The 21,660-nt window shown below is 64.3% G+C and carries 15 protein-coding genes; 5 read left to right on the forward strand and 10 right to left on the reverse strand.

From position 1 onward, the window contains the following. Window positions 1–24: 24 nt before the first annotated feature. A complete protein-coding gene (locus ABUH87_RS15570) occupies window positions 25–1,032 on the reverse strand; it encodes an alcohol dehydrogenase catalytic domain-containing protein (RefSeq protein ID WP_367775018.1) in 1,008 nt (335 codons plus the stop codon). Next, entirely contained in the window at window positions 1,029–2,219 is a 1,191-nt protein-coding gene (locus tag ABUH87_RS15575) for a sulfotransferase family protein (protein WP_367775019.1), read from the reverse strand. The genes ABUH87_RS15570 and ABUH87_RS15575 overlap by 4 nt, the downstream gene beginning before the upstream one ends. Before the next feature lie 399 nt (window positions 2,220–2,618). On the opposite strand from ABUH87_RS15575, the gene ABUH87_RS15580 reads away from it, so the two are divergent. Beyond that, window positions 2,619–3,176, forward strand: coding sequence for a TetR/AcrR family transcriptional regulator (locus ABUH87_RS15580; protein ID WP_367775020.1), 558 nt, complete (start codon window positions 2,619–2,621; stop codon window positions 3,174–3,176). A gap of 34 nt (window positions 3,177–3,210) precedes the next feature. On the opposite strand, the gene bla is transcribed toward ABUH87_RS15580, so the two are convergent. Then, window positions 3,211–4,074 carry a subclass B3 metallo-beta-lactamase gene (gene bla, locus ABUH87_RS15585; protein WP_367775021.1) on the reverse strand — a complete coding sequence of 288 codons (864 nt, stop codon included), beginning with the start codon at window positions 4,072–4,074 and terminating at the stop codon, window positions 3,211–3,213. Window positions 4,075–4,175: 101 nt separating this feature from the next. Between bla and ABUH87_RS15590 the strand changes: the two genes are divergently transcribed. Both ABUH87_RS15590 and ABUH87_RS15595 read left to right on the forward strand, forming a co-directional pair. Continuing rightward, entirely contained in the window at window positions 4,176–5,057 is an 882-nt protein-coding gene (locus ABUH87_RS15590; RefSeq protein WP_367775022.1) for a LysR substrate-binding domain-containing protein, read from the forward strand. Between the two features lie 103 nt (window positions 5,058–5,160). Continuing rightward, on the forward strand, window positions 5,161–6,498 hold the full coding sequence (locus tag ABUH87_RS15595) for an MFS transporter (protein ID WP_367775023.1): 1,338 nt from the start codon (window positions 5,161–5,163) through the stop codon (window positions 6,496–6,498). A gap of 25 nt (window positions 6,499–6,523) precedes the next feature. On the opposite strand, the gene ABUH87_RS15600 is transcribed toward ABUH87_RS15595, so the two are convergent. Beyond that, window positions 6,524–6,943, reverse strand: coding sequence for a hypothetical protein (locus tag ABUH87_RS15600; RefSeq protein ID WP_367775024.1), 420 nt, complete (start codon window positions 6,941–6,943; stop codon window positions 6,524–6,526). Between the two features lie 11 nt (window positions 6,944–6,954). Continuing rightward, complete coding sequence (locus ABUH87_RS15605) at window positions 6,955–7,815, reverse strand: TIGR02587 family membrane protein (protein WP_367775025.1); 861 nt, start codon at window positions 7,813–7,815, stop codon at window positions 6,955–6,957. A 115-nt stretch (window positions 7,816–7,930) separates the two neighbouring features. Between ABUH87_RS15605 and ABUH87_RS15610 the strand changes: the two genes are divergently transcribed. Together ABUH87_RS15610 and cueR are read left to right on the forward strand one after the other, a co-directional pair. Beyond that, window positions 7,931–10,420, forward strand: a complete 2,490-nt coding sequence (locus ABUH87_RS15610) for a heavy metal translocating P-type ATPase (RefSeq protein WP_419956714.1) — start codon at window positions 7,931–7,933, stop codon at window positions 10,418–10,420. Next, window positions 10,417–10,803 carry a Cu(I)-responsive transcriptional regulator gene (gene cueR / locus ABUH87_RS15615; protein WP_367775026.1) on the forward strand — a complete coding sequence of 129 codons (387 nt, stop codon included), beginning with the start codon at window positions 10,417–10,419 and terminating at the stop codon, window positions 10,801–10,803. Before ABUH87_RS15610 ends, cueR begins: the two co-directional genes overlap by 4 nt. A 23-nt stretch (window positions 10,804–10,826) precedes the next feature. Here the strand turns inward: cueR and ABUH87_RS15620 are convergent, their stop codons facing one another. The 5 genes from ABUH87_RS15620 to ABUH87_RS15640 form a co-directional block, all read right to left on the reverse strand. Further along, window positions 10,827–12,587 carry an SLC13 family permease gene (locus tag ABUH87_RS15620; RefSeq protein ID WP_367775027.1) on the reverse strand — a complete coding sequence of 587 codons (1,761 nt, stop codon included), beginning with the start codon at window positions 12,585–12,587 and terminating at the stop codon, window positions 10,827–10,829. Between the two features lie 157 nt (window positions 12,588–12,744). Further along, complete coding sequence (locus tag ABUH87_RS15625) at window positions 12,745–16,428, reverse strand: cadherin domain-containing protein (protein ID WP_367775028.1); 3,684 nt, start codon at window positions 16,426–16,428, stop codon at window positions 12,745–12,747. A gap of 346 nt (window positions 16,429–16,774) precedes the next feature. Beyond that, window positions 16,775–17,578, reverse strand: a complete 804-nt coding sequence (locus tag ABUH87_RS15630) for a SirB1 family protein (RefSeq protein WP_367775029.1) — start codon at window positions 17,576–17,578, stop codon at window positions 16,775–16,777. Between the two features lie 116 nt (window positions 17,579–17,694). Continuing rightward, window positions 17,695–19,299 carry an ABC-F family ATP-binding cassette domain-containing protein gene (locus ABUH87_RS15635; protein WP_367775030.1) on the reverse strand — a complete coding sequence of 535 codons (1,605 nt, stop codon included), beginning with the start codon at window positions 19,297–19,299 and terminating at the stop codon, window positions 17,695–17,697. Window positions 19,300–19,418: 119 nt separating this feature from the next. Then, a complete protein-coding gene (locus tag ABUH87_RS15640; RefSeq protein ID WP_367775031.1) occupies window positions 19,419–21,485 on the reverse strand; it encodes a TonB-dependent siderophore receptor in 2,067 nt (688 codons plus the stop codon). Window positions 21,486–21,660: the final 175 nt, after the last annotated feature.

A 21,660-nucleotide genomic window follows, 5' to 3' on the forward strand; every position in this document is an offset into this window, starting at 1 on the left:
GGGTGAGACGCCCCGCGCGACCGCTTACGCCATGATGACGTGGACCTTGGTCTCATCGTTGGGACCGCGCAGCATGGCCATCGTGTCGGGCAGGGCATCGAGAGGGACGGTGTTGGTGATGATAGCCTTGGGATCGGTGTGCCCCTTGTCCATCTGGTCGGCGATGTAGAGAAACTCCTTCATCGAGTAGCCGACCAGGAACTGCACGTTCACGCACTTGTACGAGGCGAGGGCGGGGATCACCGGATCGGGCGCAGTGCAGAAGCCCAGCGATACGACTTTGCCGAATGGCCCCGCGTGCATCACCGCCTTGTTGAGCATCCCCTCGGCACCGACACATTCGAGCACCACGTCCGGCGGGCCGCCGAGCGCTTCCATGACTTCGCCGATCTCGTTGTCGCCATAGGCGACGAACCGGTCGGCACCCATCTGCAGCGAGAGGTCCTTGCGGCGGTCGGAGCGCGACATCGCAACCATCTTCCCTGCACCCAGGCGGCGTGCCCAATACATGGCGTAGAGCGCTACAGTGCCACCGCCCAGCACCAGCACACGGTCTCCCGGCTGGATACGGGCGTGCTTCACCCCATAGAGGCTGATCGCCAGCGGCTCTATCAATGCGCCGTCTGCCAGCGAGAGCACGGAGGGCAGCTTTGTGGCGACCTGGGCGGGCACGCGGGCCAGTTCGGCAAAGCCATGCATGGCGCTGCCGGGAGCGCTTTGGCACAGCACGTTGTTCTGGTGCGCGCAGCCGGGGCACTGGCCACAGGCGACCGAGGGCAGCACCGCGATGCGATCTCCGATGGCAAGGCTGGAGACGCCGGCTCCGAGTGCGACGATCTCCCCGGCATATTCGTGGCCGAACTGCACGCCCGCGCCAAAGTCCCACATGCCGCCCTTGGTCATCGACAGGTCGGTGCCGCAAATGCCGCAGCGGCTGACCTTGATCAGCACTTCGCCGGCGGCAGGCGCCGGATCGGCCAGGTTCTCGATCACGACCGGCTCGCCGCGGCCGGGATAGATGGCGGCTTTCATGTGCGCTTCTCCACAAGGTCATAATGCGCGATGTAGTCTTGGAAGGGCGCGCGGGCCTCGTCTTCGGTCATGTCATAGTCAGCAATCGAGTAACGGTGCGCGCCGTGGGCAAGCTCGGGCTTGTCCTCGATCCGTCTGGCAAGGGCGGGGCGCAGGTCATCGGGAATGTCCATGGCGATGAAGGCATAGATCCGCTCCAGCACGCCCATCGGGTCCGCATGGAAATCGGTGTGGATCACGTCGAGCACTTTGCCGGGATGATCCTGCCGCACCCGCTCGGCCTTGGTTACGGCTCGCGCCCACTTTGCGGTTTCGCGCCGCATCATGATGGCGCCGCGCTGGTCCGCACGGCCATCCTCCATCAGCGGGTGCAATTGCATCAGCAGGGAGACGAGGCTGGCCAACGCTTTGGCGGGATCGCGGTGAGTCTGGATCACCTTGGCATCGGGGAAGATGGCGAAGAGCAGGTCGAGGTTCTCGATATGGCCGGGGTTTTTCAGCAGCCACCGCTTGTCCGGATCGTTGCTGCCGATCAGCTGGATACAGCGATAGAGATGCCGATAGGCGTCCGCTTCGCTTTGTGCCTGCCGCCAGGCATCGTAAGTCGGCGCGGACCAGCCGCTGCACCACAGGTTCGAGACGAAGGACTGGCGCAGCACCATGCAATCTTCATGCACTTCTTCCGCCGCGCGATGGTGGGCGGCGCGATGCTCTGGCGCGGCGGCATACTGCGCCTCAAGCTGGGCGGCGGTCCTGCGAAACTGCGGGTAGTCGCTCCACGTCTCGATGGGCGGGCGCGGCATGGGCGAGTCCAGCAGCCATGTCTGCAATCCCTGGAACCGCTGGTCCACCGCCATCAGCCGGTGCAGCGCGGTGGTGCCGGTGCGCGGCACGCCGGTGATGACGACCGGGCTGAGGATCGGCCGCGCCTCGAAGCCGGGGCTGTCCTTCATGGACCTGACCGCTTCATTGCGCCCGCGCAGCACGTCCACGACCATCGACCAGGCGAGGGCGCGACCGCCTTCGCTGAACTGGGGATCGTAGTCCATCGACTGCAACAGCACCTTCAGGCCGGGCAGGTAGTCACGCGATCCGAAGTCGTCGGAGCCGGTTTGTGCGATGACCAGCTCATGGACGCGGTCGAGGGAGTCGCGGAACCGTTCCGGCGGAGCGCAGCGCAGGTTCATTCGGTCGTCCTCGCAAGGGGCGAAAGGGAAGCCTCTCCTGCCGGTACCATTTCAGGCGACTGCGCCCTTCATGAAGGCAGGGATGGTCGTCATCACCGTCCTGGCGCGATATCCAGGCCCATCCCGGTTTTGCATGCCCCATCCTTTCCGCTTCTGCCCGGCCCGGTCAGCTTTGCCACGGACTCACTGTCTGGAGGTGGTACCACTCTCATCCGCAGCCGCAAAGATGGATAGTGCGTACTATCTGATGTGCGGTGCGTCCCCGGCCGATTTGATCCTCGTGGGGCTTGTTGTCCTGTACGGCCTGACATAGCGCGGGCGGGAAGCCTGAGGCATAGTGCGGATCGGCTTGCGTTGGCCGGGACGGGCCGATTTGAGTGAGGGGGAGTACGAAGCGCCATGCCGGCCACCTTGCGAGAGCAGAATGTCGCCCGCACCAAGAACGCCATCCTGAAGGCTGCTCAGGTTCTCTTTGCCACGCGCGGTTATGCCGAAGCGGGGGTGCGCGACATCGCGGAGCGTGCGCGCGTTAACCCCGCGCTGATCGCGCGCTATTACGGCTCTAAGGCCGAATTGTTCGCCACCGCGCTGGAGGCATCACTGGACGTCAGTGTCTTCACTTCCACGAAGCGAGAAGAGTTCGGCGAAGCGTTGTCCCACGTTTTCTGCGACACCAAGGCAAGCGCCGCACTTGCCGTTCCCATGCTGGTGTTTGCTGCCGGCGATACGCAGGCGCGCAAGGCCGCCTTGCAGATCCTGCAGAGCAAAGTCGCACAGCCGCTCGCCAACTGGTTTGCGACAGACGACGCCGCCGACCGGGCGACCCAGGTTATCGTGCTGGTGACCGGCTTTTACACTTACCGGCTGATGCTTCCGCTGGAGCCGCTCAAGGGCGAACCCTCGCCCGGCATGCGTGAGTGGCTGGCGCGGTCGCTACAGCAAATCGTCGATCGCTAACCGCGCGAGTGCCGACCGCCCTGATGCCGAGTGCTCATCCCGGGCTTTGCTCCGCACGCAGTTTCCGGTTCAGCAAGATCTCGTGCTCGTCGGCATAAGCCCGGCATGCGCTGCCATTTCGTGGCGAGCGAATAGCCCCCGACGCATCGGGGTGTGCGGTCAGCAGGATGTCACAAGGCATGGTGCGGAAACGGGCGAACGTGTTGCGGAACATTGTCACGCGCTCAGGGTGATCGGAGAACCGCCAAGCACCGGAAGCGACCGGGTTGAGGCTTGAGGCGAAGACGACGGTGGCGCAGTCCTTCCCCTCGCAACTGCGCCATTGCCAACTCATGCTGCCTTCCGTGTGACCGGGCGAGGCGACGGCCGTGACGGCGACATCGCCGAGCCGGATCTGCTCACCATTCCGCACGGCGCGCACCTTGTCTATGGCCGGGAAGCGCGCAAGCGTACTGGCCTGTGGGTCATCGGGATCTGCGCCGCCGTTCTGCAGCACAGCCGCGGCGGGCGGGCTTGCAATGACCGTGGCGCCGCTGTCGCGGGCGAGGGCGGCGATGCCTCCCGCATGGTCGTAATGCGGCTCGGTCGACAGGATCAGCTTCACGTCGCGAATGGAAAAGCCCAGCCGACGCAGGTTGGCCTCGATGTCGGGTACCGCCTGCGGGACCGCGCCATCGACCAGGATCAGCCCCGCGCTGGTGCGGATCAGGGCGACGCTGAGGCCCCCGAAGCCGACCGCATAAGTGTTGCCGAAGACCTGCTTGGGTGCTTGTGGCGTCAACCAGCGTTGTGCGTACTCAGCGGCTATCGGTCGCAGCAAGGGGTCGTCGCCCGATGATGCTGCCAGCGACCCGATTGCAGCCAGACTGATGGCGAGTGTTGTTCGCGCGCGCTTCATGTAATGACCTCCCGCAGTTATGGGCCAATCCTGCGGCGGGAGCGCCTGCACCACAAAGCATCATTTCTCGACAGAGCCATAAGCTGACCTTATGCCGAGGCATGGATCGAGCACAGCTGCCCCTCAATGCCTTGCGTGCGTTCGAGGCTGCCGCGCGCCACCTGTCTTTCACGCGTGCCGCGATGGAACTGTGCGTCAGCCAGGGCGCGGTCAGCCAGCAGGTCGCCTCCCTCGAGGCGCGCCTGGGCACGGCGCTGTTCCGCCGCCTGCCGCGCGGACTGGCGCTCACCGATGAAGGTCATGCCCTGTGTCCGGTTATGGCCGATGCGCTCGACCGGATTGCCGCTGTGATCGAGCGGATCGAGGGCGGCCAGCCCCGTGAATTGCTCTCTCTCAGCGTCGTCGGCACCTTTGCTAGCGGGTGGTTGCTGGAGCGCCTGCCGGATTTCGCGCGGACGTGCCCGCAAGTCGATCTGCGCCTCTCCACGCACAACAACCGCATCGACCTTGCGGGTGAGGGGATCGACCTTGCGCTCCGTTTCGGCAGTGGCGCCTGGCACGGCACCCATGCGGAGCTGGTGTTGCGCGCTCCCCTTGCCCCGCTTTGCTCACCTGAGACAGCCATGCGCCTCACCGAGCCGAGTGCCCTTGCCCGCGAGCCGCTGCTGCGATCCTATCGGGCCGACGAGTGGCCGCGCTGGTTCGCTGCGGCGGGGTTGCCGTGCCCGGCCTTGCGTGGTCCCATGTTCGACAGCTCGGTGCTGATGGTGGAAGCGGCGCGGCGCGGCTTCGGGGTGGCACTTGCCCCTGCTGCCATGTTCACCGCCGATCTGCGGGCTGGAGACCTTATGCAGCCCTTTGAAGCTACGGTGGACCTTGGCGGCTACTGGCTCACGCGCCTGCAGTCGCGCGCGGACAGCCCAGCCATGGGAGCCTTCCGCGATTGGCTGCTGGCCGCTGCAGCTCAGCCATACGCGAACTGAGATGCCTGCGCGCGAGGTTGCAAGCTGCTGAAGGTTGTGTGGCCATGGCAGAGAACGCTAAGTCTCCGCGCACAACGACAGAACGACACAGAGCTGGAGACCCATGAGGCACGAACAGACTGCCGACCTTCCCTACCTTCGCAAGGTGGTGGGCGCTTCGATGGCGGGCACCATCGTCGAATGGTATGAGTTCTTTCTGTACGGCACGGCCGCCACGCTCGTGTTCGGCAAGCTGTTCTTCCCGCAGACCGGCAACGAGCTGGACGGCATTATTGCCGCGTTTGGCACTTACGCGGTGGGCTTCATCGCGCGGCCTTTAGGCGGGGTCGTGTTCGGGCACATCGGCGACAAGATCGGCCGCAAGTCGCTGCTGCAGTTCAGCCTGATGCTGATCGGCGTCTCAACCTTCCTGATGGGCTGTCTGCCGACCTATGACACGATCGGCTACTGGGCACCGGCGCTGCTGGTCCTGCTTCGCTTCATCCAGGGCTTTGCGCTTGGCGGAGAGTGGGGCGGTGCCGTTCTGCTGGTCGCCGAGCACAGCCCGAACCGCAGTCGAGCCTTCTGGGGCAGCTTCCCGCAGGCCGGTGTGCCGCTGGGCAACGTCCTGGCGACGATTGTCCTGCTCGTCCTTTCCGCCACGCTGACTGAGGAGGCTTTCCTCGCCTGGGGCTGGCGGATCGGCTTCTGGCTGTCGGTCGTCATTGTCGCCATCGGCTATTACATCCGCACCAAGGTGAGTGACTCGCCGATCTTCGAAGCCGCGAAGGCAGAGGCGGAGGAACGTGCGGACGAGGGCTATGGCTTGACGGAAGTGTTCCGCCGCTATCCGCGCGGAGTGTTCACCGCCATGGGTCTGCGGGTGGGTGAGAATATCCTCTACTACATGGTAGTCACCTTCTCGATCACGTATCTGGCTCATATTGGCGTCAGCACGACCGAGATCCTGTCGCTGATGTTCATCGGCCACGTTCTGCAGGTGGCGATGATCCCGGCGATAGGTACTCTTGCCGACCGGGTTGGCCGAAAGCCGGTCTATATTGCCGGCGCGGCGCTCACGATGGCATGGCCCTTCGCCGCCTTTCCCATGTTCGGCAGCGGGCAACCGATGGTGGTCCTGAGCGCGATCCTGCTGGGCATGGCGGTGCACGCGCTGATGTATTCTGCGCAACCCGCGATCATGGCCGAGATGTTCCCCACCCGGATGCGCTATTCGGGTGTGTCGCTGGGCTATCAGGTCACTGCAATCGTCGCCGGATCGTGGGCGCCGCTGATCGGCACGGCGCTGCTGCGCCAATATGACGACTGGCTGCCGATCGCGATCTACATCATGGTCGCCGGTCTGGTCAGCCTCGGGTCCGCGCTGGTGATGAGAGAGACGCGAGGCATCTCGCTGCTCGCCATCGACCGGGAGGATCAGCGCAGGCTCGCCCGCGCCTGAGGCAGGGGGACGGCGCATCGCAGCGTCACGGGTCCGCGTAGCCCAAAGCGCGGACTTGCAGGGTGTGTTGCGCCGGGTTCCTGGTGAAGAAGAGGCCCGCGCCACGCTCCGAACGGCCCGGCACGTAGTCGACCATTGCGCGGCTGGTTTCGAGCGCCGTTCCACCGCTCGTCAGCTCTCCTTCCACCCCGACGGATGCGGCAGTGGCGGGCGAGCGGTTGCGCAGTTTCACCTCGACGACATAGCCGGTTGCAACTGGCGTGATCCGGGCGACCGACGCCTCCACAGCCGGAGGCTGCCCAGCGGCGGTGCCATTCACCGCATCCCATCCGATCACGCCCACGATCACCAGAGTAAGGGTAAGGCCGATTCCTGCCGCGATCCACTCAAGCGCGGGGATACCCGGCTTGGCTGGCGTTGTGAGGTCCTGCTCCGGTTTGGCCATGCAAAGTTCCTTCAGACCACAAGCCGCGCGATCGCCGCACCTACCGCTGCCGGGAAACCCAGAACGATTGTCATGGTCGCGATCTGCTGGAGACCGGCGCCGTCGGTGCGGCCAAAGGTCCACAGCACGAAAAGGCTGGTGAGGAGAGCGATGGCATATCCGGTGACGGTGTAGCCGAAGAAGCGCGCGTTGAAGGTGGTGCCTTCCGGCGTATCCTCCTGCCCCGGAAAGCCCACGCCGAAGACGAAAGCGTGGAGCAGCAGGATGGAAAGCATGACAAGCGCGAGGCTGTGCCATGGCGTCATCTTGAAGCCGATCAGGATCATCTCCTCGGTAGGGGCTACGTTGAAGGCCAGGAACAGCGCACCCGCCATCATCAGGAACAGCTGCCCGCCGTATCCCGCCTCTGCCTCGGCGGCATCCTCGGTCTCCTGATCCTTTGCGCCCGCCAGCTGCTTGCGGGCGATCATCGCGCCGAAGCTTGCGGGCACGCATTGGACGACGATCTTCCCGAAGATCTCGTTGAACGGCATCTGCGCATCCAGGATCCCGAAGATGCCGAGGACAACGGCCGACGCGATCACTCCGACCGCGACCGCGGCAAGAGCATCCATGATGTCGTCGACAAGGCGCACCGTAGGCTCGAAGCCGGAGAACCGCGACAGGCCCGTCAGCACGACGAAGTTGAGGATGAACAGGAGAAGCAGGCGAAAGCGGTCCATGTAGAACCCAAGGAACCACATCTCCATTGTCATCAGCATGGGCAGGCTGAAGATGACCGCGCCGCCGAACGCTCTTGCCAGTCCTCCCGCATAGTCGCTGTTGCTCTGGGCGGGAGGGCTAGGGGCAGGGGAACTGGCCCTTCGATGCATGAGGATCCTCATATCGAATATGGAAGTCGCAAAACGCCGCGGATTGCCGTGCGTTCCTGACTTACGCTGGCGATGGATGGCAAGGGGGAGAGTGAAAACGCTTGACCCTGACACGATGTCAGACCCTACATCGGTGTGCGATGGAGACGATCGCATGACAAATCACGACTGCAGGACAGGACACGGCCCAAGTCACGGCCCAAGTCACGGCCCAAGTCACGGCCCAAGTCACGGCCCAAGTCACGGCCCAAGTCACGGCCCAAGTCACGGCCCAGGAGACGGCCTAGGACACGGCTGTGGCGGCGACACGGCAGGGGCAGACCACGTCAAGGATCCCGTCTGCGGGATGACAGTGGACCTGGCAGTCACCCCGCACCATGCGCATCATGCGGGGCAGGATTATCACTTCTGCAGCGCCGGCTGCCGTACCAAGTTCATCGGCAACCCTGAAAGCTACCTGAGCGGCGCGCCCCGTCCGCAGCCCGATGCCACGCCCGGCGCGATCTGGACTTGTCCGATGCACCCGGAGATCCGCCGCGAGGGACCGGCAAGCTGCCCGATCTGCGGAATGGCGCTGGAGCCGGAGGAACCCTCCCTCGACGATGCACCGAACCCGGAGCTTGTGGACTTCACGCGCCGGACCTGGATCGCAGGCGCGCTGACCGTGCCGCTGCTGCTTGTTTCCATGGTCGCCGAAATGCTCGGCATCGCGTTCGTACCGGCGGCGTGGAACCCCTGGGTCCAACTGGCGCTGGCCGCGCCCATCGTTCTGTGGGCGGGGCGGCCTTTCTTCGAGCGCGGCTGGGCGTCGCTGCGCTCGCGCAACCTCAACATGTTCACGCTGGTGTCGATTGGGGTCGGTGCTGCGTTTCTCTACAGTCTGGTGGCGACTGTCGCGCCGCAGCTGTTCCCGCCCACGTTCCGCATGCATGGCATGGTGCCGGTCTACTACGAGGCAGCCGGTGTCGTCGTCACGCTGGTGCTCCTCGGGCAGGTTCTGGAACTGCGCGCCCGCGCGGCGACGGGGCGGGCGATCCGCGCCCTGATGAACCTTGCTCCCAGGACCGCGCACCGGATCGGCGCCGACGGCTCGGAGGGCGAGGTCGAGTTGAGCGACGTCAGGGAAGGAGACCGGCTGCGTGTGCGGCCCGGAGAGGGGATCCCGGTCGACGGCAGCGTGGTCGAAGGGCGTTCATCGGTCGACGAGTCCATGCTGACCGGCGAGCCCGTGCCGGTCATGAAGGAAGCGGGGTCCAGCCTCACGGGCGGGACCGTGAACGGGACGGGCAGCCTCATCATGGAAGCGCGGGCGGTCGGCTCCGACACGGTGCTGGCCCGGATCGTCAGGATGGTCGCGGAGGCGCAGCGCAGCCGCGCTCCCATCCAGGCGGTTGCTGATCGGATCTCCGGCTGGTTCGTCCCGCTGGTGGTCGGCATCGCAGTGCTGACGTTTATCGTCTGGAACCTTGTCGGACCGGAGCCGCGGTTCGGTCATGCCCTGCTGAATGCGATAGCGGTGCTCATCATCGCCTGCCCCTGTGCGCTGGGGCTCGCGACGCCGATGTCTGTCATGGTCGGCACCGGGCGCGGGGCACAGGCTGGAGTGCTCGTGAAGAATGCCGAAGCTCTGCAGATGCTGGAGAAGGTCGACACTCTGGTGATCGACAAGACCGGCACGTTGACCGATGGCAAGCCAAGGCTGATCGCTGTCGAGACGGTGGGCAGCTTTGCCGAAGAGGACCTGCTGAGCCTTTCGGCGGCGGTTGAACGCCGCTCCGAACATCCCCTTGCCCATGCGGTGCTGATCGCTGCGCAGGAGCGCGGGATTCCGGTTGCGGAGGCGGAGGACTTCTCCTCGACGACCGGAGCCGGAGTGGCCGCGCTGGTCTCAGGGCGCTTGGTGGCGATCGGCAATGCAGCGATGATGCGCGCTGCCGGTGCCGATCCGGACGTGGTGCAAGAGCAGGCCGAGGGCTATCGGCAGCAAGGCGCGGGTGTCATGCTCGTTGCTGTCGACGGTCGGCTGGCAGGCCTGCTGGCGGTGGCGGACCCGGTCAAGTCATCGGCGCGTGAGGCCATGGCGGATCTTCGCGCCGAAGGTCTGCGGGTGGTCATGCTGACGGGCGATGGCCGAAGCACCGCAGAAGCTGTCGCGCGATCGGTCGGCGGCATCGACGAAGTTCATGCCGATCTCAAGCCCGAGGACAAGGCGCGCATCGTGGGCGAGTTGAAGGCAAAGGGCGCCGTTGTCGCAATGGCCGGTGATGGCATCAACGACGCACCGGCGCTTGCGGCTGCCGATGTCGGCGTGGCCATGGGCACCGGCACCGATGTCGCCATCGAGAGCGCCGGAATGACGCTGACCAAGGGCGATCTTGCGGCGATGGTGCGGGCCCGCCGCCTTGCCGACGCGACGATGCGCAATATCCGCCAGAACCTTGGGTTCTCATTCGTGTTCAACGGATTGGGCGTGCCGATAGCAGCCGGCGTGCTCTATCCGGTGGCTGGCATCCTGCTTTCGCCGATGCTCGCAGGGGCCGCGATGGCGCTTTCCTCCTTTGCAGTGGTGACGAACGCACTGCGCTTGAACAGGGTGCGCCTGTGAACATCGGCCAGGCTTCGGAGGCGAGCGGCGTCTCGCAGCGGATGATCCGCCATTACGAGAAGATCGGCCTGATCCCGCCCCCGCCGCGGCGCGACAGCGGGTATCGGGACTATGCCGATGCCGACGTGGCGCGGCTTCGGTTTGTGGCCCATGCGCGCGATCTGGGCTTTCCGCTTGAGGAGATCCGCGCGTTGCTGGGTCTGTGGCAGGATCGCTCCCGATCCAGCGCGGACGTAAAGGCGCTCGCTTCGGCCCGGGCAGAGGAACTCGGGCGCAAGGCCCGTGCCCTGGAACAGATGAGGGCCACGCTGCTCGATCTGGCGAGCCGATGCCACGGCGACGACCGGCCAGAGTGCCCGATCATCAACCGGCTCGCCGAATGACCTCCGGGGTCCGGACGCTCTGCTCAGAGCGGCCAGACCCACAGGATCAGCGGTGTCCCCAGCGCCAGGACCAGCACCGACAAGGGCGCGCCAAGGCGGGCGTAGTCCGCGAACCGGTAACCGCCGGGCCCAAGCACCAGCGTGTTGCACTGGTGCCCGATAGGCGTCAGGAAGTCGCACCCCGCGCCGACGGCCGTGGCGATCAGGAAGGCTTCCGGCCGATAGCCCAGATCATTCGCGAAGACAGCTGCGATCGGCGCCATCACCAGCACGGTGGCGGCATTGTTGAGAAACGGCGTGACGGCCATGGCGGCGGCCAGGATCAGCATGACGGCGCCCCATGGCGGCAGGCTGGCTGCAAGGCTGGCCAGCTGAGTGGCGATCACATCGGAGGCGCCCGTGCTCTGCAGGGTGGCGCTGACCGGTATCAGCGCGCCCAGCATGATGAGGATCGGCCATTCGACAGCGTCGTAAGCGTCGCGCACCGGGAGTGCTCCGGTGATGAGTACCAGCCCCGCCGCAGCGAAGAAGGCAACGGCCACCGGAACCAGCCCCAGTGCCGTTGCCGCCATCGCGATCCCCAGGATAATGACAGCGAGCCATCCGCGCCGCGCGGTGCCGAGGCGGATCTCCCGCTCGGCGATGGGCAGGACACCCAGTTCGCGCAGCCTCTCCGGCATCAGGTCCAGAGCGCCCTGTAGGACGATCACGTCACCGGCACGAAGGATACTCTGGCCTGGCTCGTTTCCGAGTTTCTCGCCCTCGCGAGAGATGGCGATGAGGCGCAGGCGCATCCGGTCCTGCAGGCGCAGGCGGGCGGCATTCCGATCGATCAGGGCAGAGCCAGCCATGATGACGCCTTCCACGACGCCGATCTCATCCTCGCGGTCGTCCTTCTCCTGCCCGGCCAGGATCAGGCGGTCACCGGCGATCACGCGCTCCAGTGCGTCCGGCTCCCCGGTCAGGATCAGGATGTCGCCGCCGCCAAGGTGCATGGCCGGGTGTACCGCGCCGCTCCTGCCGTTGCGCTTGATCGCCGTCACTTCGACGTCGCCGCCATGCCGGTTGATGAAGTGTTCCAGCGTCTCGCCGACCAGCGAGGATTCGTCCGGCACTTTCGCAGACGTTTCGTAGGCGGAAAGGTTGAGCGCCTCCCCCATGGTAACCGCGCCGCGCCGGTCTGAGGGCAGGAGCCGGTATCCCAGACGAAGAAAGATAAGGCCGATGACGAGCAGGCCCAGCCCAGTCGGGAGATAGTCGAACATGCGGAACGGCTCGCCCACCATGTCCTCCCGCACGCGGCTGACGATGATGTTCGGAGAGGTGCCGACCAGCGTCGTGAGGCCGCCCAGCAGCGAGGCGAAGGACATCGGCATCAGGAACACAGAAGGGTTGGTGCCACTCTTGCGGGCAAACTGGGTTGCCGCGGGCATCAGCATCGCCAGCGCGCCCACGTTCTTCACCAGGCCGGAGGCCAGGCCCACCGACGTTGTGAGCAGGAACAGCTGTGACCCCACCCGTTTGACTCGCTGGGACAGGAACGCGACCGCGTCCTCGATCAGGCCCGAGCGCTGCACGGCCGCGGACATTACCAGTGCCGAGCCGACGATGATGACGATGTCGTCGGAGAAACCGGTAAAGGCATTCTCAGGCTTCACGATCCCGAGCGCGATCCCCGCCAGCAGGGCGATAATCGCTGTCACATCATAACGAAAACGGTCCCAGATAAACAAAGCCATCATGCCGATGAGCGTCGCCACCGACAGCCATTGAGGAAGGGTCATTGCACCTCGCAAGAGGAAGCAGGAATGCTTCAGCTGCCGAACACACATTCCCGGTTTAAGTGCCGAGCAGCCTTCACCTTTTTCTTTCGCACAAGGCAGGGCCGAGGAGGGCGGTGCAGCGTACTACCCGCTCTGCCCAATCAGAATGGCCGGACTCTCAGATGAAGCTGCTGGCATCCACGCTGGAGAGCGTGTTCCTGCCGCTCAGGAGAATGCTCTGCTCGAAAGTGCCGTCGCCGTTGGCGTCGTAGAAAAGCCAGCCATCGATCGTGCCGGCGATGAAGGTGACGTGGTTCACGCCTGCGGTCGTACTGGCGGCGGCCTGCGCGTCGGAATACAAGTTGGTCAGGATCGCCGCCTCTGCATAGTCCACCACCGGAAGCGAGCCAGTCAGGAAGTCGAGATCGATCCGGTCGCCGTCGGTCATGTTGAAATCGGCGATGCTGTCGTAGCTGGAGGAGTTGAACGTCGTCTCCCCCCGGTTGAAGACGAACACGTCCGCTCCTGTGCCACCGTTTAGCGTATCCCTGCCGGTCCCGCCGATCAGGATATCATCGCCCGATCCGCCCTTCAGGGTATCGCCGCCTGCGCCGCCGACCAGCAAGTCATTCCCGCTGCTGCCGTCCAGAGTGTCTTGCCCATCTTCGCCGTAAAGGCTGTCATTCCCGCCGGCGCCTAGCAGCGTATCGTTGCCAGCCCCGCCCCGCAGAATGTTGCTGCCGCCGTTACCGGTGATCGTGTTGGCAAGACCGTTGCCCGTGCCATCAAGATTGGCGGTGCCGGTCAGAGTCAGGTTCTCGACTTCCGCTGCCAGCGTATAGCTGACGGACGCTTTGACCAGATCGGTCCCGCCGCTTGCCTGTTCCACCACGATATCGTCGTTGGCGCTGTTGCCGTCGTCGGACCAGCTGTCGACGACATACGTATCGTTACCCTCGCCACCTTCCAGACGGTCCGCACCTGTCCCCCCGTCCAGCAGATCATCGCCCAGGCCGCCGAACAGGGTATCGCTGCCGCCATTGCCATAGAGGAGGTCGTTACCCAGCTCGCCAAAGATGCGGTTGGCTGCGTCGTTGCCCGTGATCGTGTTGGCAAGCTCATTCCCGAACCCGTCGATAGCTGCTGCGCCGATGAGGGTCAGCCTCTCCACGTTGGCTGCCAGTCTGTAGCTTACGGACGCGTTCACAAGGTCCGTACCGCCGCCGGCAAGCTCGATCACCTGATCGTCGTTTCCGGCGAAGCCGTCGTCCGACCAGGTGTCGACATAGAAGGTGTCATTGCCGGAGCCGCCATCCATATAATCGGCGCCTTCGCTCCCATCGATGATGTCGTTGCCGGCCAGAGCGTAGATGGTGTCGTTGAGCGCCGTCGTTTGATACGCGAGCACGGTCGTCGTCGGGCTGATCGTGTTGTTGTTGGATGACCCGGTGATCGTCTTGCCGATTTCCGACACATCGGTGATGGTGATCGAGAGGGACTGGTCGTCCACATTGAGCCCGTCGGTCGCTCGCACGACGACTTCGTAGATGCCGTCGGTATCCGCATCCAGCGGGTTTTCATAATCGGGCGCGATACTGAAGGACAGCGTGCCGGTTGCCGCGTCGATAGTGAAGAGTGCCGCGTCTGCGCCCCCCGCAATTGCGTAGCCTGGAGCCGGCCCGTCCGCATCGCTGGCCTTCACCACAGTGACCGCAGCGGTGTTCTCCGCCATGGCGATGGACGCCGCGGCGCCGCCGCCATTGGAAGAGATTACCGGGGCATTGTCGTTCACGTTCGTGACGCTGATGGCCAGCGCCTGCGAGACGCTGTTGGTACCGTCGCTGGCGCGGACCGTGACGTTGTACACGCGGTCGCCGTTGCTGTCGGACGGGGCCTCATAGTCCGGAGCGGTGAGGAACGACAGCGCGCCGGTGGCGGCATCGACCTTGAAGAGGGCAGCATCCGCCCCGCCGCTGATGCTGTAGGTGAGCGGTGTCCCGTCCGCGTCCGTGGCCTTGATCATCGCTGCGAGCAGTGTGTTCTCGGCAACGTTCAGCGCTGCTGTTGCAGATCCCCCATAAGAGGTCAGGACAGGCACATTGTCGTTCAGGTTTGCGAGAGTGACCGACAGTGTCTGCCTGTCATGGTTTGTGCCATCACTCGCCTGCACGATCACTTCATAGACGTTGTTGCCGTCCGCATCTGCGGGCGCCTCGTAATCGGGTGCCGACTTGAAAGAGAGCTTTCCGGTCGTCGGATCGATGGTGAAGAGCGATGCGTCCGCTCCTCCTGCAACGGAGAAGCTGATCGCCGTGCTGTCCGCGTCCGTGGCGGTGACAGTGGTTACAATGGTCGCGTTCTCGCTGATGGTAATTGCCGCGCCTGCACCCCCGCCGTTCGATGTGATGACCGGCGCTGCGCCGTCGGGAAGGTCGAGTATGGCGACCGAGAGCGCTTGCGTATCGACGCCGCCCGCTGCATCGTCTGCGGCGACGAGGACCTGATAGACGTTGTTCCCATCAGCATCGTTCGGCGCTTCGAAGTTCGGTGCCGAGATGAAGCGCAAGGCGCCGCTCGCCGCATCGATGGTGAAGAACGCGGCATCGTCCCCGCCGACGATGGAGAACCCGATGGTCTGCCCTGCGTCTGCATCGGTGGCCGTGATGGTGGTGACAGCAGTGCTGTTCTCGTTAATGGCAATGGACGCCGCTGTCGCGCCTCCGTTGGATGTGATGACCGGCGGATAGTTGAGGTTGTTCGCGTCCAGCGTCATGTCGGCGAACTGGAAGAACTCGACGTTGCGGGTGGTCTTTACGCCTTCGGGAGATCCAGCGCGCAGATCGGTCAGGCGATAACTGCCGTCGGTTTGCAGCGCGACGAGATATTCCGCACGCTTGCCGGTAAAGACCAGAGTGTCGACGTCACCGCTGCCATCGATGATATCATCCCCTGCGCCCGCGATGATCCGGTCGTTGCCCGCACCCCCGTGCATGTAGTCATTGCCCGCACCGCCATCGAGCAGGTCGTCACCGGTGCCGCCGTAAAGCTCGTCCGCTCCCCCGCCGCCATAAAGCGTGTCGTTGCCGGAATCGCCGTTCAGGATGTCATTGCTGATCGTATCGGGATCGTCGCCGTAGAGAATGTCATCTCCCGCGCCTCCCGAAAGATTGTCGCCGCCCGCCTGACCATAGAGGACGTCGTTGTCGTCGCCGCCGCTCAGCTTGTCGCTGCCGCGACCACCGTAGAGAATGTCGTTGCCTGCACCGCCGTCGACGATGTCGTCTCCGGAGATGTTGTTGAGGCCCAGATCGTCTCCATAAAGCAGGTCGTTGCCTGCGCCGCCTGAGATCGTGTCGCTCCCGCGCCATCCGAAAATGATATCGTCGCCCGCGTCGCCTTGGAGGTTGTCCTTGCCCGCTCCACCGATGATGACATCGTTGCCGAGCCCACCCTGGACCAGCACGCTCTTCGCGTAGTCGATACCGGCGGGGCCCTGCGCAGTCAGGTCGATAAAGTCGTCCCCGTCGCCCAACCAGAACTGCTCGATATTGTCGAAGCTGCCGAACCCGCCGCTGATCACGCCGTTGTTGTAGAACAGCGCGTCCGATAGGTTTGAGCCGTAGACGACGTCGGTGTTGGTGTCACCGAGCAGCAGGTCGGTAGAAATCTGCACGTTCGACGCGACAATTTGGTAGAAGGAGCCGGCGCCCATAAAGATCGCCGTGTTCCACACGAGCTGTGCGATCACATCGTCGGGACGGACCATGTCGAGATTGCCAACGCGCGTGAAGGCGAAGAACTGATCCTTCTCACCTGAGCCAGCAAGTGTCTGACTGCCCGCTGCGTTATAGAATGTTGCCATTTGTACCGCGCCCTCATCCCGTGAAAGGCGGCCCAGCCAAACGAGTCAGGCAATATGCCGCACAAGAAGCAATAGCCTCGGACACGTCTGCAGCGCGAAGAGCACGATGGATAAGCCGTGCCTTCTTCGTAGTTAGGTCATTCGGCTTAGGTTGCTCCCGACACCACGATTGCTGCTCGATTGACGCAGCTTTCCGCAGACAGCTTTACCGACGAGCGAAGCGGCTTGAACCACTTCACTGGCGGGGCAGAGATACCCTTGAGCCGCTGATCGGCAGCGCCTGGGCTTCGTTCCACGAGCATCGACGCGAATGGGTGCCTTACTCGCCTTCCTATTGGCCCCACCCCTACTCGCCCTGCAGGGCTTCCAGCGTTTCCGACACCTTTTCTCGTGCTGTCGGGTCGCGCGTGATCTCGAGGATCGCCCCGAGGCTGGATCGCGCGGCTGAGACCTCTCCATCGACGAGTTCCAGCCTCGCCCGCTCCCACCATGCGTGCACGGTGGACGGTGCAATCGTGGTCATGCGTACGTAAATTTCGAGGGCGCGGCGCCCCCGGCCAGCCTTTTCGGCCCGGGAGGCCTGGTTCTGGAGCAAACGCACGAGTACCGCGCGGTTCGGCATGGCCGAAACCTGCGTCACCGCCGCGCGATCGGGTTCGGCAAACGCGTGGACAAGCGCCGCGATGCGTTCCGCGCCGACCCGAACGCCGCCGGCAAACGGATCCACGATGACCGGATCTGCCTCCGTCCCGATGAGTACAAGGACATGACCCGGCACGTCCAGCAGGTCAGCATCCCAGCCCATGCGCCGTGCCGCGGCGACCCAGAGCATGGAGAGGCTGACCGGCAGGCCGCGCCGGCGGTCGAGCACGCGGATCATGTCCGCGTTGTCAGGATGGTCGTAGGTATCCTTGTCACCTGCGAAGCCGAATTCGTCCCCGAGTACGAAGGCGAGCACTTCCGCGCGCTCCGATGCGGTCTCTGCCATCTGGCCCACGACGTCGAGGCGAGTCTCGATGGCGTCGAGCAGCTCTTCGTAAGGCGCGAGGTCGGTGTCGGGATGGTCGAGTTGAGCCAGCACCAGAGCGGCTTCATCGAGTTCGATCTCATCCTCGTCGACGAGGCCAAGACGTTGCAGGTCATCATTCATGCCATCGATATGGGGATTGTCTGCGCGAATTCGAGCTTTCACAGGCGCAGGCCCCACCGGACCGCATGTGGCGGAAAGTGCGGATGTGCGGGTTCAGCCTTCGTCACTGCGGCCGTTCAGGGTGTGAGCCGGTACTCCCGCTGGATTCCGATCGCGTCCAGAAAGCGTCGATCATGGCTGACGACCAGCAATGCGCCATCATAGTTGCGCAGCGCATTTTCCAATACCTCGACCGAAGCGATGTCGAGGTGATTGGTAGGCTCGTCGAGAATGAGCAGCCAGGGGGCCGTCTCACCTGGCATTGCCGCCGCCAGGCCAGCGCGCAGCCGCTCCCCGCCCGAGAGTGTCCCGACCAACCGATCGGCATCGCGGTTGCGAAAAGCGAAGCGGGCGCAAGCAGCGTATGCCCCGTGCTGGTCCATCTCGGGATGAAGGCGGCGTATGTTGCCGAGGATGGTGTCAGCCGGATCCAGCAGTGTGACGTGCTGATCCAGCGTTGCGACCGCTCCCCCACTGCGGCGCACGGTCCCGCTCGCAGGAATGAGCGGTCCGCTCGCCATCTTGATGAGGGTGGTCTTGCCTGCACCGTTGGGCCCCGTCAGCGCCACGCGCTCCGGACCTCTGATCGTCAGTGTCCACGGTCCCAGACGCCGTTCGCCGACGGACGCCGTCACGGCATCGAGCGTAAGAACCTCTGCGCCCGACGGGAGACCGCTGGGGGGCGGGGCGATCGTGAGCGGGGTCAGCACTTCGATCTTTGTGCGAGCGTCCTCCAATCGAGCCGTCGCCTCCTGGAGTTGCCGCTCGCCCAGACGGCGCGCTTGCCCACCACTGTTTTCGGCGCGTTCGGCTTGCCTGCCCAGCAGGATGCGCGGCTCCGATTTGCGGGCCGCGAATGCCCGCCCGGCCTTGTCGCGCCGATCCTTTGCTTCGCGTTGCTCCTGAACGCCGCGTGCTGTGGCGCGCAATGCCGCCTCGCTACGCTCCCTCTCGGCGGCGGCCTGTGCACGCTCGGCATCGCGCTGTGCGGCAAAGGCGGACCAGCCTCCGCCGACGATATGCACGCCACGCGGCGTCAGTTCGACGATGCGGTCCATGTGCTCCAGCAAGGCCCGGTCATGGCTTGCCAGCAAGACCCCCCCGCGCCAGCTCGCGATCAGGCGCTCCACCGCTGCGCGACCTGCAGCATCGAGGTTATTGGTGGGCTCGTCCAGCAGCAGCAGGTCCGGTCTGACGAGTGCGAGTCGTGCCAATCCCACGCGTGTGCGTTCGCCGCCTGAAAGCGTGCCGATCTGCCGCTCCAGCGCGAGATCTGGCAATCCCACGTCTTGCAGCGCTTGATCCACGCGCGAGGACAGGTCCCAGTCTGCTGCTTCCAAATCCTCGGGCGTACCGTCTCCGGCCAGGATACGTGCGATACGCGCGGCAGCATCGGCGATGCCAAGCGCCTGGGCAAAGCTGTGATCCTCTGGCCAATGCTGGGCAAGCACATCCGATGAACCGCTGCGCGCCAGGGTGCCAGCGCCTGGTGGCAGATCGCCAGAGGCGATGCGCAGGAGCGTAGACTTGCCCGAGCCGTTGCGGCCGACAAGACCGACCCGCTCAGCGCCGATCGAGAGATTCAGATGGTCGAAAAGCGTTTGCCCGTCAGGGGCGATCGCACAAACGGCAGAGAAGGTCAGAAAGCTTGGCATGGGCACCGGCACGTACAGAGTGAACACTATGGGTCATGCTGTCGTGCTGGTTGTTCACGGCCTTACTCCTTGGTTGCCTTCCCTGTAACAGACCGCGCCCGCAAAGGCCAATCGGCCGGGCCGCGAGCGCGCCCCGGCCTTTCCGATCAGAAGCGCATGCCGACCGTCGCCATCACATTGCGCGGTGCGGCCATGAAGCAGTCTCCGCGTGCGAGGCACGATGCGAAGGTCCGCTCGTCGAACAAGTTGGTCGCGTTGAGCGCGAAACGCCACTGATCCCAGGTGATTTCCGCCAGGGCATCAACCGTGGTGCGCGACGGCGTGATGATCGTGTAGAGATCACCGGAGGGAAGCGGGCCGGTGGACTTGCTCTTGCCGTTATACACGGCGCCAGCACCCAGACGCAGCTGGGCACCGTCCGCGACGCCAAAAGTCTTGGTCGACCAGACCGACGCCGTGTGCTGGGGCATGTAGTTCAGGCTGGTGTTCGTTTCAGACCGCAGCTTGTTATAGCCGTAGTTCACCAGCAGTTCGAAGTTGCCGGGGAGAGTGTGGCTTGCCTCGAACTCCACGCCCTTGGTCGTCAGCTCGCCCGACTGAGTGGTTGCATTGCCGGGAAGGTAAAGAACGCGGTTGCGCTCCTTGATGTGGAAGGCAGTGACCGTGACCAGAGTGGCAGGCTGCGGTTGCCACTTGACCCCTGCTTCGTACTGGGTGCCGGTCTGCGGCTGGTACGGATCGCCGATAGTGCCACCCGTGTTCATGATGTTGCCGGCGACCGGCAGGAAGCTTTCGGTGTAGCTGAAGAAGGGCGAGAAACCGGCGCCGATCTCTCCGATGATGCCGGCGCGGAAGGTGGTGGCGTTGTCCTCCTGCCCGCTGGAGTTCTTCACGTGATCGCGGCGGGCGCCCACAACAACTGAAACGCGGTCGAAGAAGCGGACCTGATCCTGCACGTAGACGCCAAGCTGCTTCTGCGAGTTATAGATGAAAGGACCGGACGGATCGTAAGTGAGCAGCGCATCGCGATCGATGTCGTACAGGTCGATGGTCTCGTACCCGCGGGCATAGCGCTTGCCGACCTTGTTCCAGCTGTAGTCAATGCCGACGAGCAGCGTGTGTTCGACGTTCGCGCCGGTGTTGAACTTGAACTGCAGATTGTTGTCGGTCGAAAAGACGTTCATCCGCGCGTCGCTGGCATCGGCATAGAGGCCGATGGTCCTGCCGTCCGCGGCGAAGGGATTGGTCGGGTTGGCGTAGCTGTCAGCGTAGTGGGTGAAATACTCAAGATCGCTGTCGATGTAGCGCGCCTTGAGGCTGAGGCGGACGTTGTCTGAGAAGCGGTGCGTGATTGCGCCGCCACCTTGGAGCGAGCGGCCGTCATAGCGGTCCCAGCCCGGCTTGCCGACGAAGGTGTAGGGATCGATCCGCACACCGGGGTTCACAGGGTTCGGACGGAACGTGCCGATGATCGGCAGGAACTGAGAGGTCGAGCCGGAATCGTCCTCCTGGTAGAGGCCATTGAGCACGACATCGGTGTCGGGCGTCGGCTGCCAACGGATGGACGGGGCAAACAGGACCCGGTCATCGGGCACGTGGTCGATATAGGTGTCGGCATCGCGGACGCGCGCCACGGCGCGGACGGCCAGATTGTCCGCCAGTGCGAGGTTCACGTCGCCCAGGACTTCCTTGCGGTCGTAGCTGCCGTAGACGAGGTTCAACTCGCCGCCGGTCCGGAACTCCGGCGTCTTCGAGACGAGGTTGACGAGGCCACCGATCGAGCCTTGGCCGAACAGCACGGAAGCCGGACCGCGCACGATCTCTACCCGTGAGAAGTTGTACGGGTCAGACGTGATGCTGGCATAGGAGGAGAAGATGTCCCGCATGCCGTCGCGGAACTGGAGAGCGTCGATGCCGCGAATGTTGAACCCATCCACGCGGGTGTCGCGGCCATAGGGGTTCGCCAGAACACCGGCTGCGTATTTGACGGTATCGCTGATGCTGATCGCGCCCTGCGAGAGGTACTGATCCGCCTCGATGACGGTAACCGGCTGCGGCAGTTCGATCAGAGGCGTTTCGGTCTTTGTGCCGGCATTGGCCGCCGTAACGACAATAGTGTCCCTGTCTTCGTCAGCCGCTGCAGCGTCTTCTGCCCAAGCCGGCTGGCTTACCATTGCCCCCGCAAGCCCAGCCATCACGATCAATCTTGCCATTTGCCCGTCCCCATGTCCGTCCGGCGAGTCCGCTTCACCTATGAAGCGCGCACGCCCTACACTAATGCGATAGATTATCAATAGCACCTGATGACCAGGACTCGCGTTGCACAATCTGGCGAACCATGGCCACGGTGGCCACAAATCGGCGCGACCTTGCACATGCGGGATTGAC

Origin of the sequence: Novosphingobium rhizovicinum, assembly GCF_040813635.1 — a bacterium.
Lineage (GTDB): Bacteria > Pseudomonadota > Alphaproteobacteria > Sphingomonadales > Sphingomonadaceae > Novosphingobium > Novosphingobium rhizovicinum.

Bases quoted from the DNA above. Each gene is read 5' to 3' on its own strand.
- ABUH87_RS15580 (WP_367775020.1), top strand. From the start codon at position 2,619: ATGCCGGCCACCTTGCGAGAGCAGAATGTCGCCCGCACCAAGAACGCC.
- ABUH87_RS15640 (WP_367775031.1), bottom strand. From the start codon at position 21,485: ATGGCAAGATTGATCGTGATGGCTGGGCTTGCGGGGGCAATGGTAAGC.
- ABUH87_RS15575 (WP_367775019.1), bottom strand. From the start codon at position 2,219: ATGAACCTGCGCTGCGCTCCGCCGGAACGGTTCCGCGACTCCCTCGAC.
- ABUH87_RS15625 (WP_367775028.1), bottom strand. From the start codon at position 16,428: ATGGCAACATTCTATAACGCAGCGGGCAGTCAGACACTTGCTGGCTCA.
- ABUH87_RS15620 (WP_367775027.1), bottom strand. From the start codon at position 12,587: ATGACCCTTCCTCAATGGCTGTCGGTGGCGACGCTCATCGGCATGATG.
- ABUH87_RS15630 (WP_367775029.1), bottom strand. From the start codon at position 17,578: ATGAATGATGACCTGCAACGTCTTGGCCTCGTCGACGAGGATGAGATC.
- ABUH87_RS15605 (WP_367775025.1), bottom strand. From the start codon at position 7,815: ATGCATCGAAGGGCCAGTTCCCCTGCCCCTAGCCCTCCCGCCCAGAGC.
- ABUH87_RS15595 (WP_367775023.1), top strand. From the start codon at position 5,161: ATGAGGCACGAACAGACTGCCGACCTTCCCTACCTTCGCAAGGTGGTG.
- ABUH87_RS15610 (WP_419956714.1), top strand. From the start codon at position 7,931: ATGTCAGACCCTACATCGGTGTGCGATGGAGACGATCGCATGACAAAT.
- bla (WP_367775021.1), bottom strand. From the start codon at position 4,074: ATGAAGCGCGCGCGAACAACACTCGCCATCAGTCTGGCTGCAATCGGG.
- ABUH87_RS15590 (WP_367775022.1), top strand. From the start codon at position 4,176: ATGGATCGAGCACAGCTGCCCCTCAATGCCTTGCGTGCGTTCGAGGCT.
- ABUH87_RS15600 (WP_367775024.1), bottom strand. From the start codon at position 6,943: ATGGCCAAACCGGAGCAGGACCTCACAACGCCAGCCAAGCCGGGTATC.
- ABUH87_RS15570 (WP_367775018.1), bottom strand. From the start codon at position 1,032: ATGAAAGCCGCCATCTATCCCGGCCGCGGCGAGCCGGTCGTGATCGAG.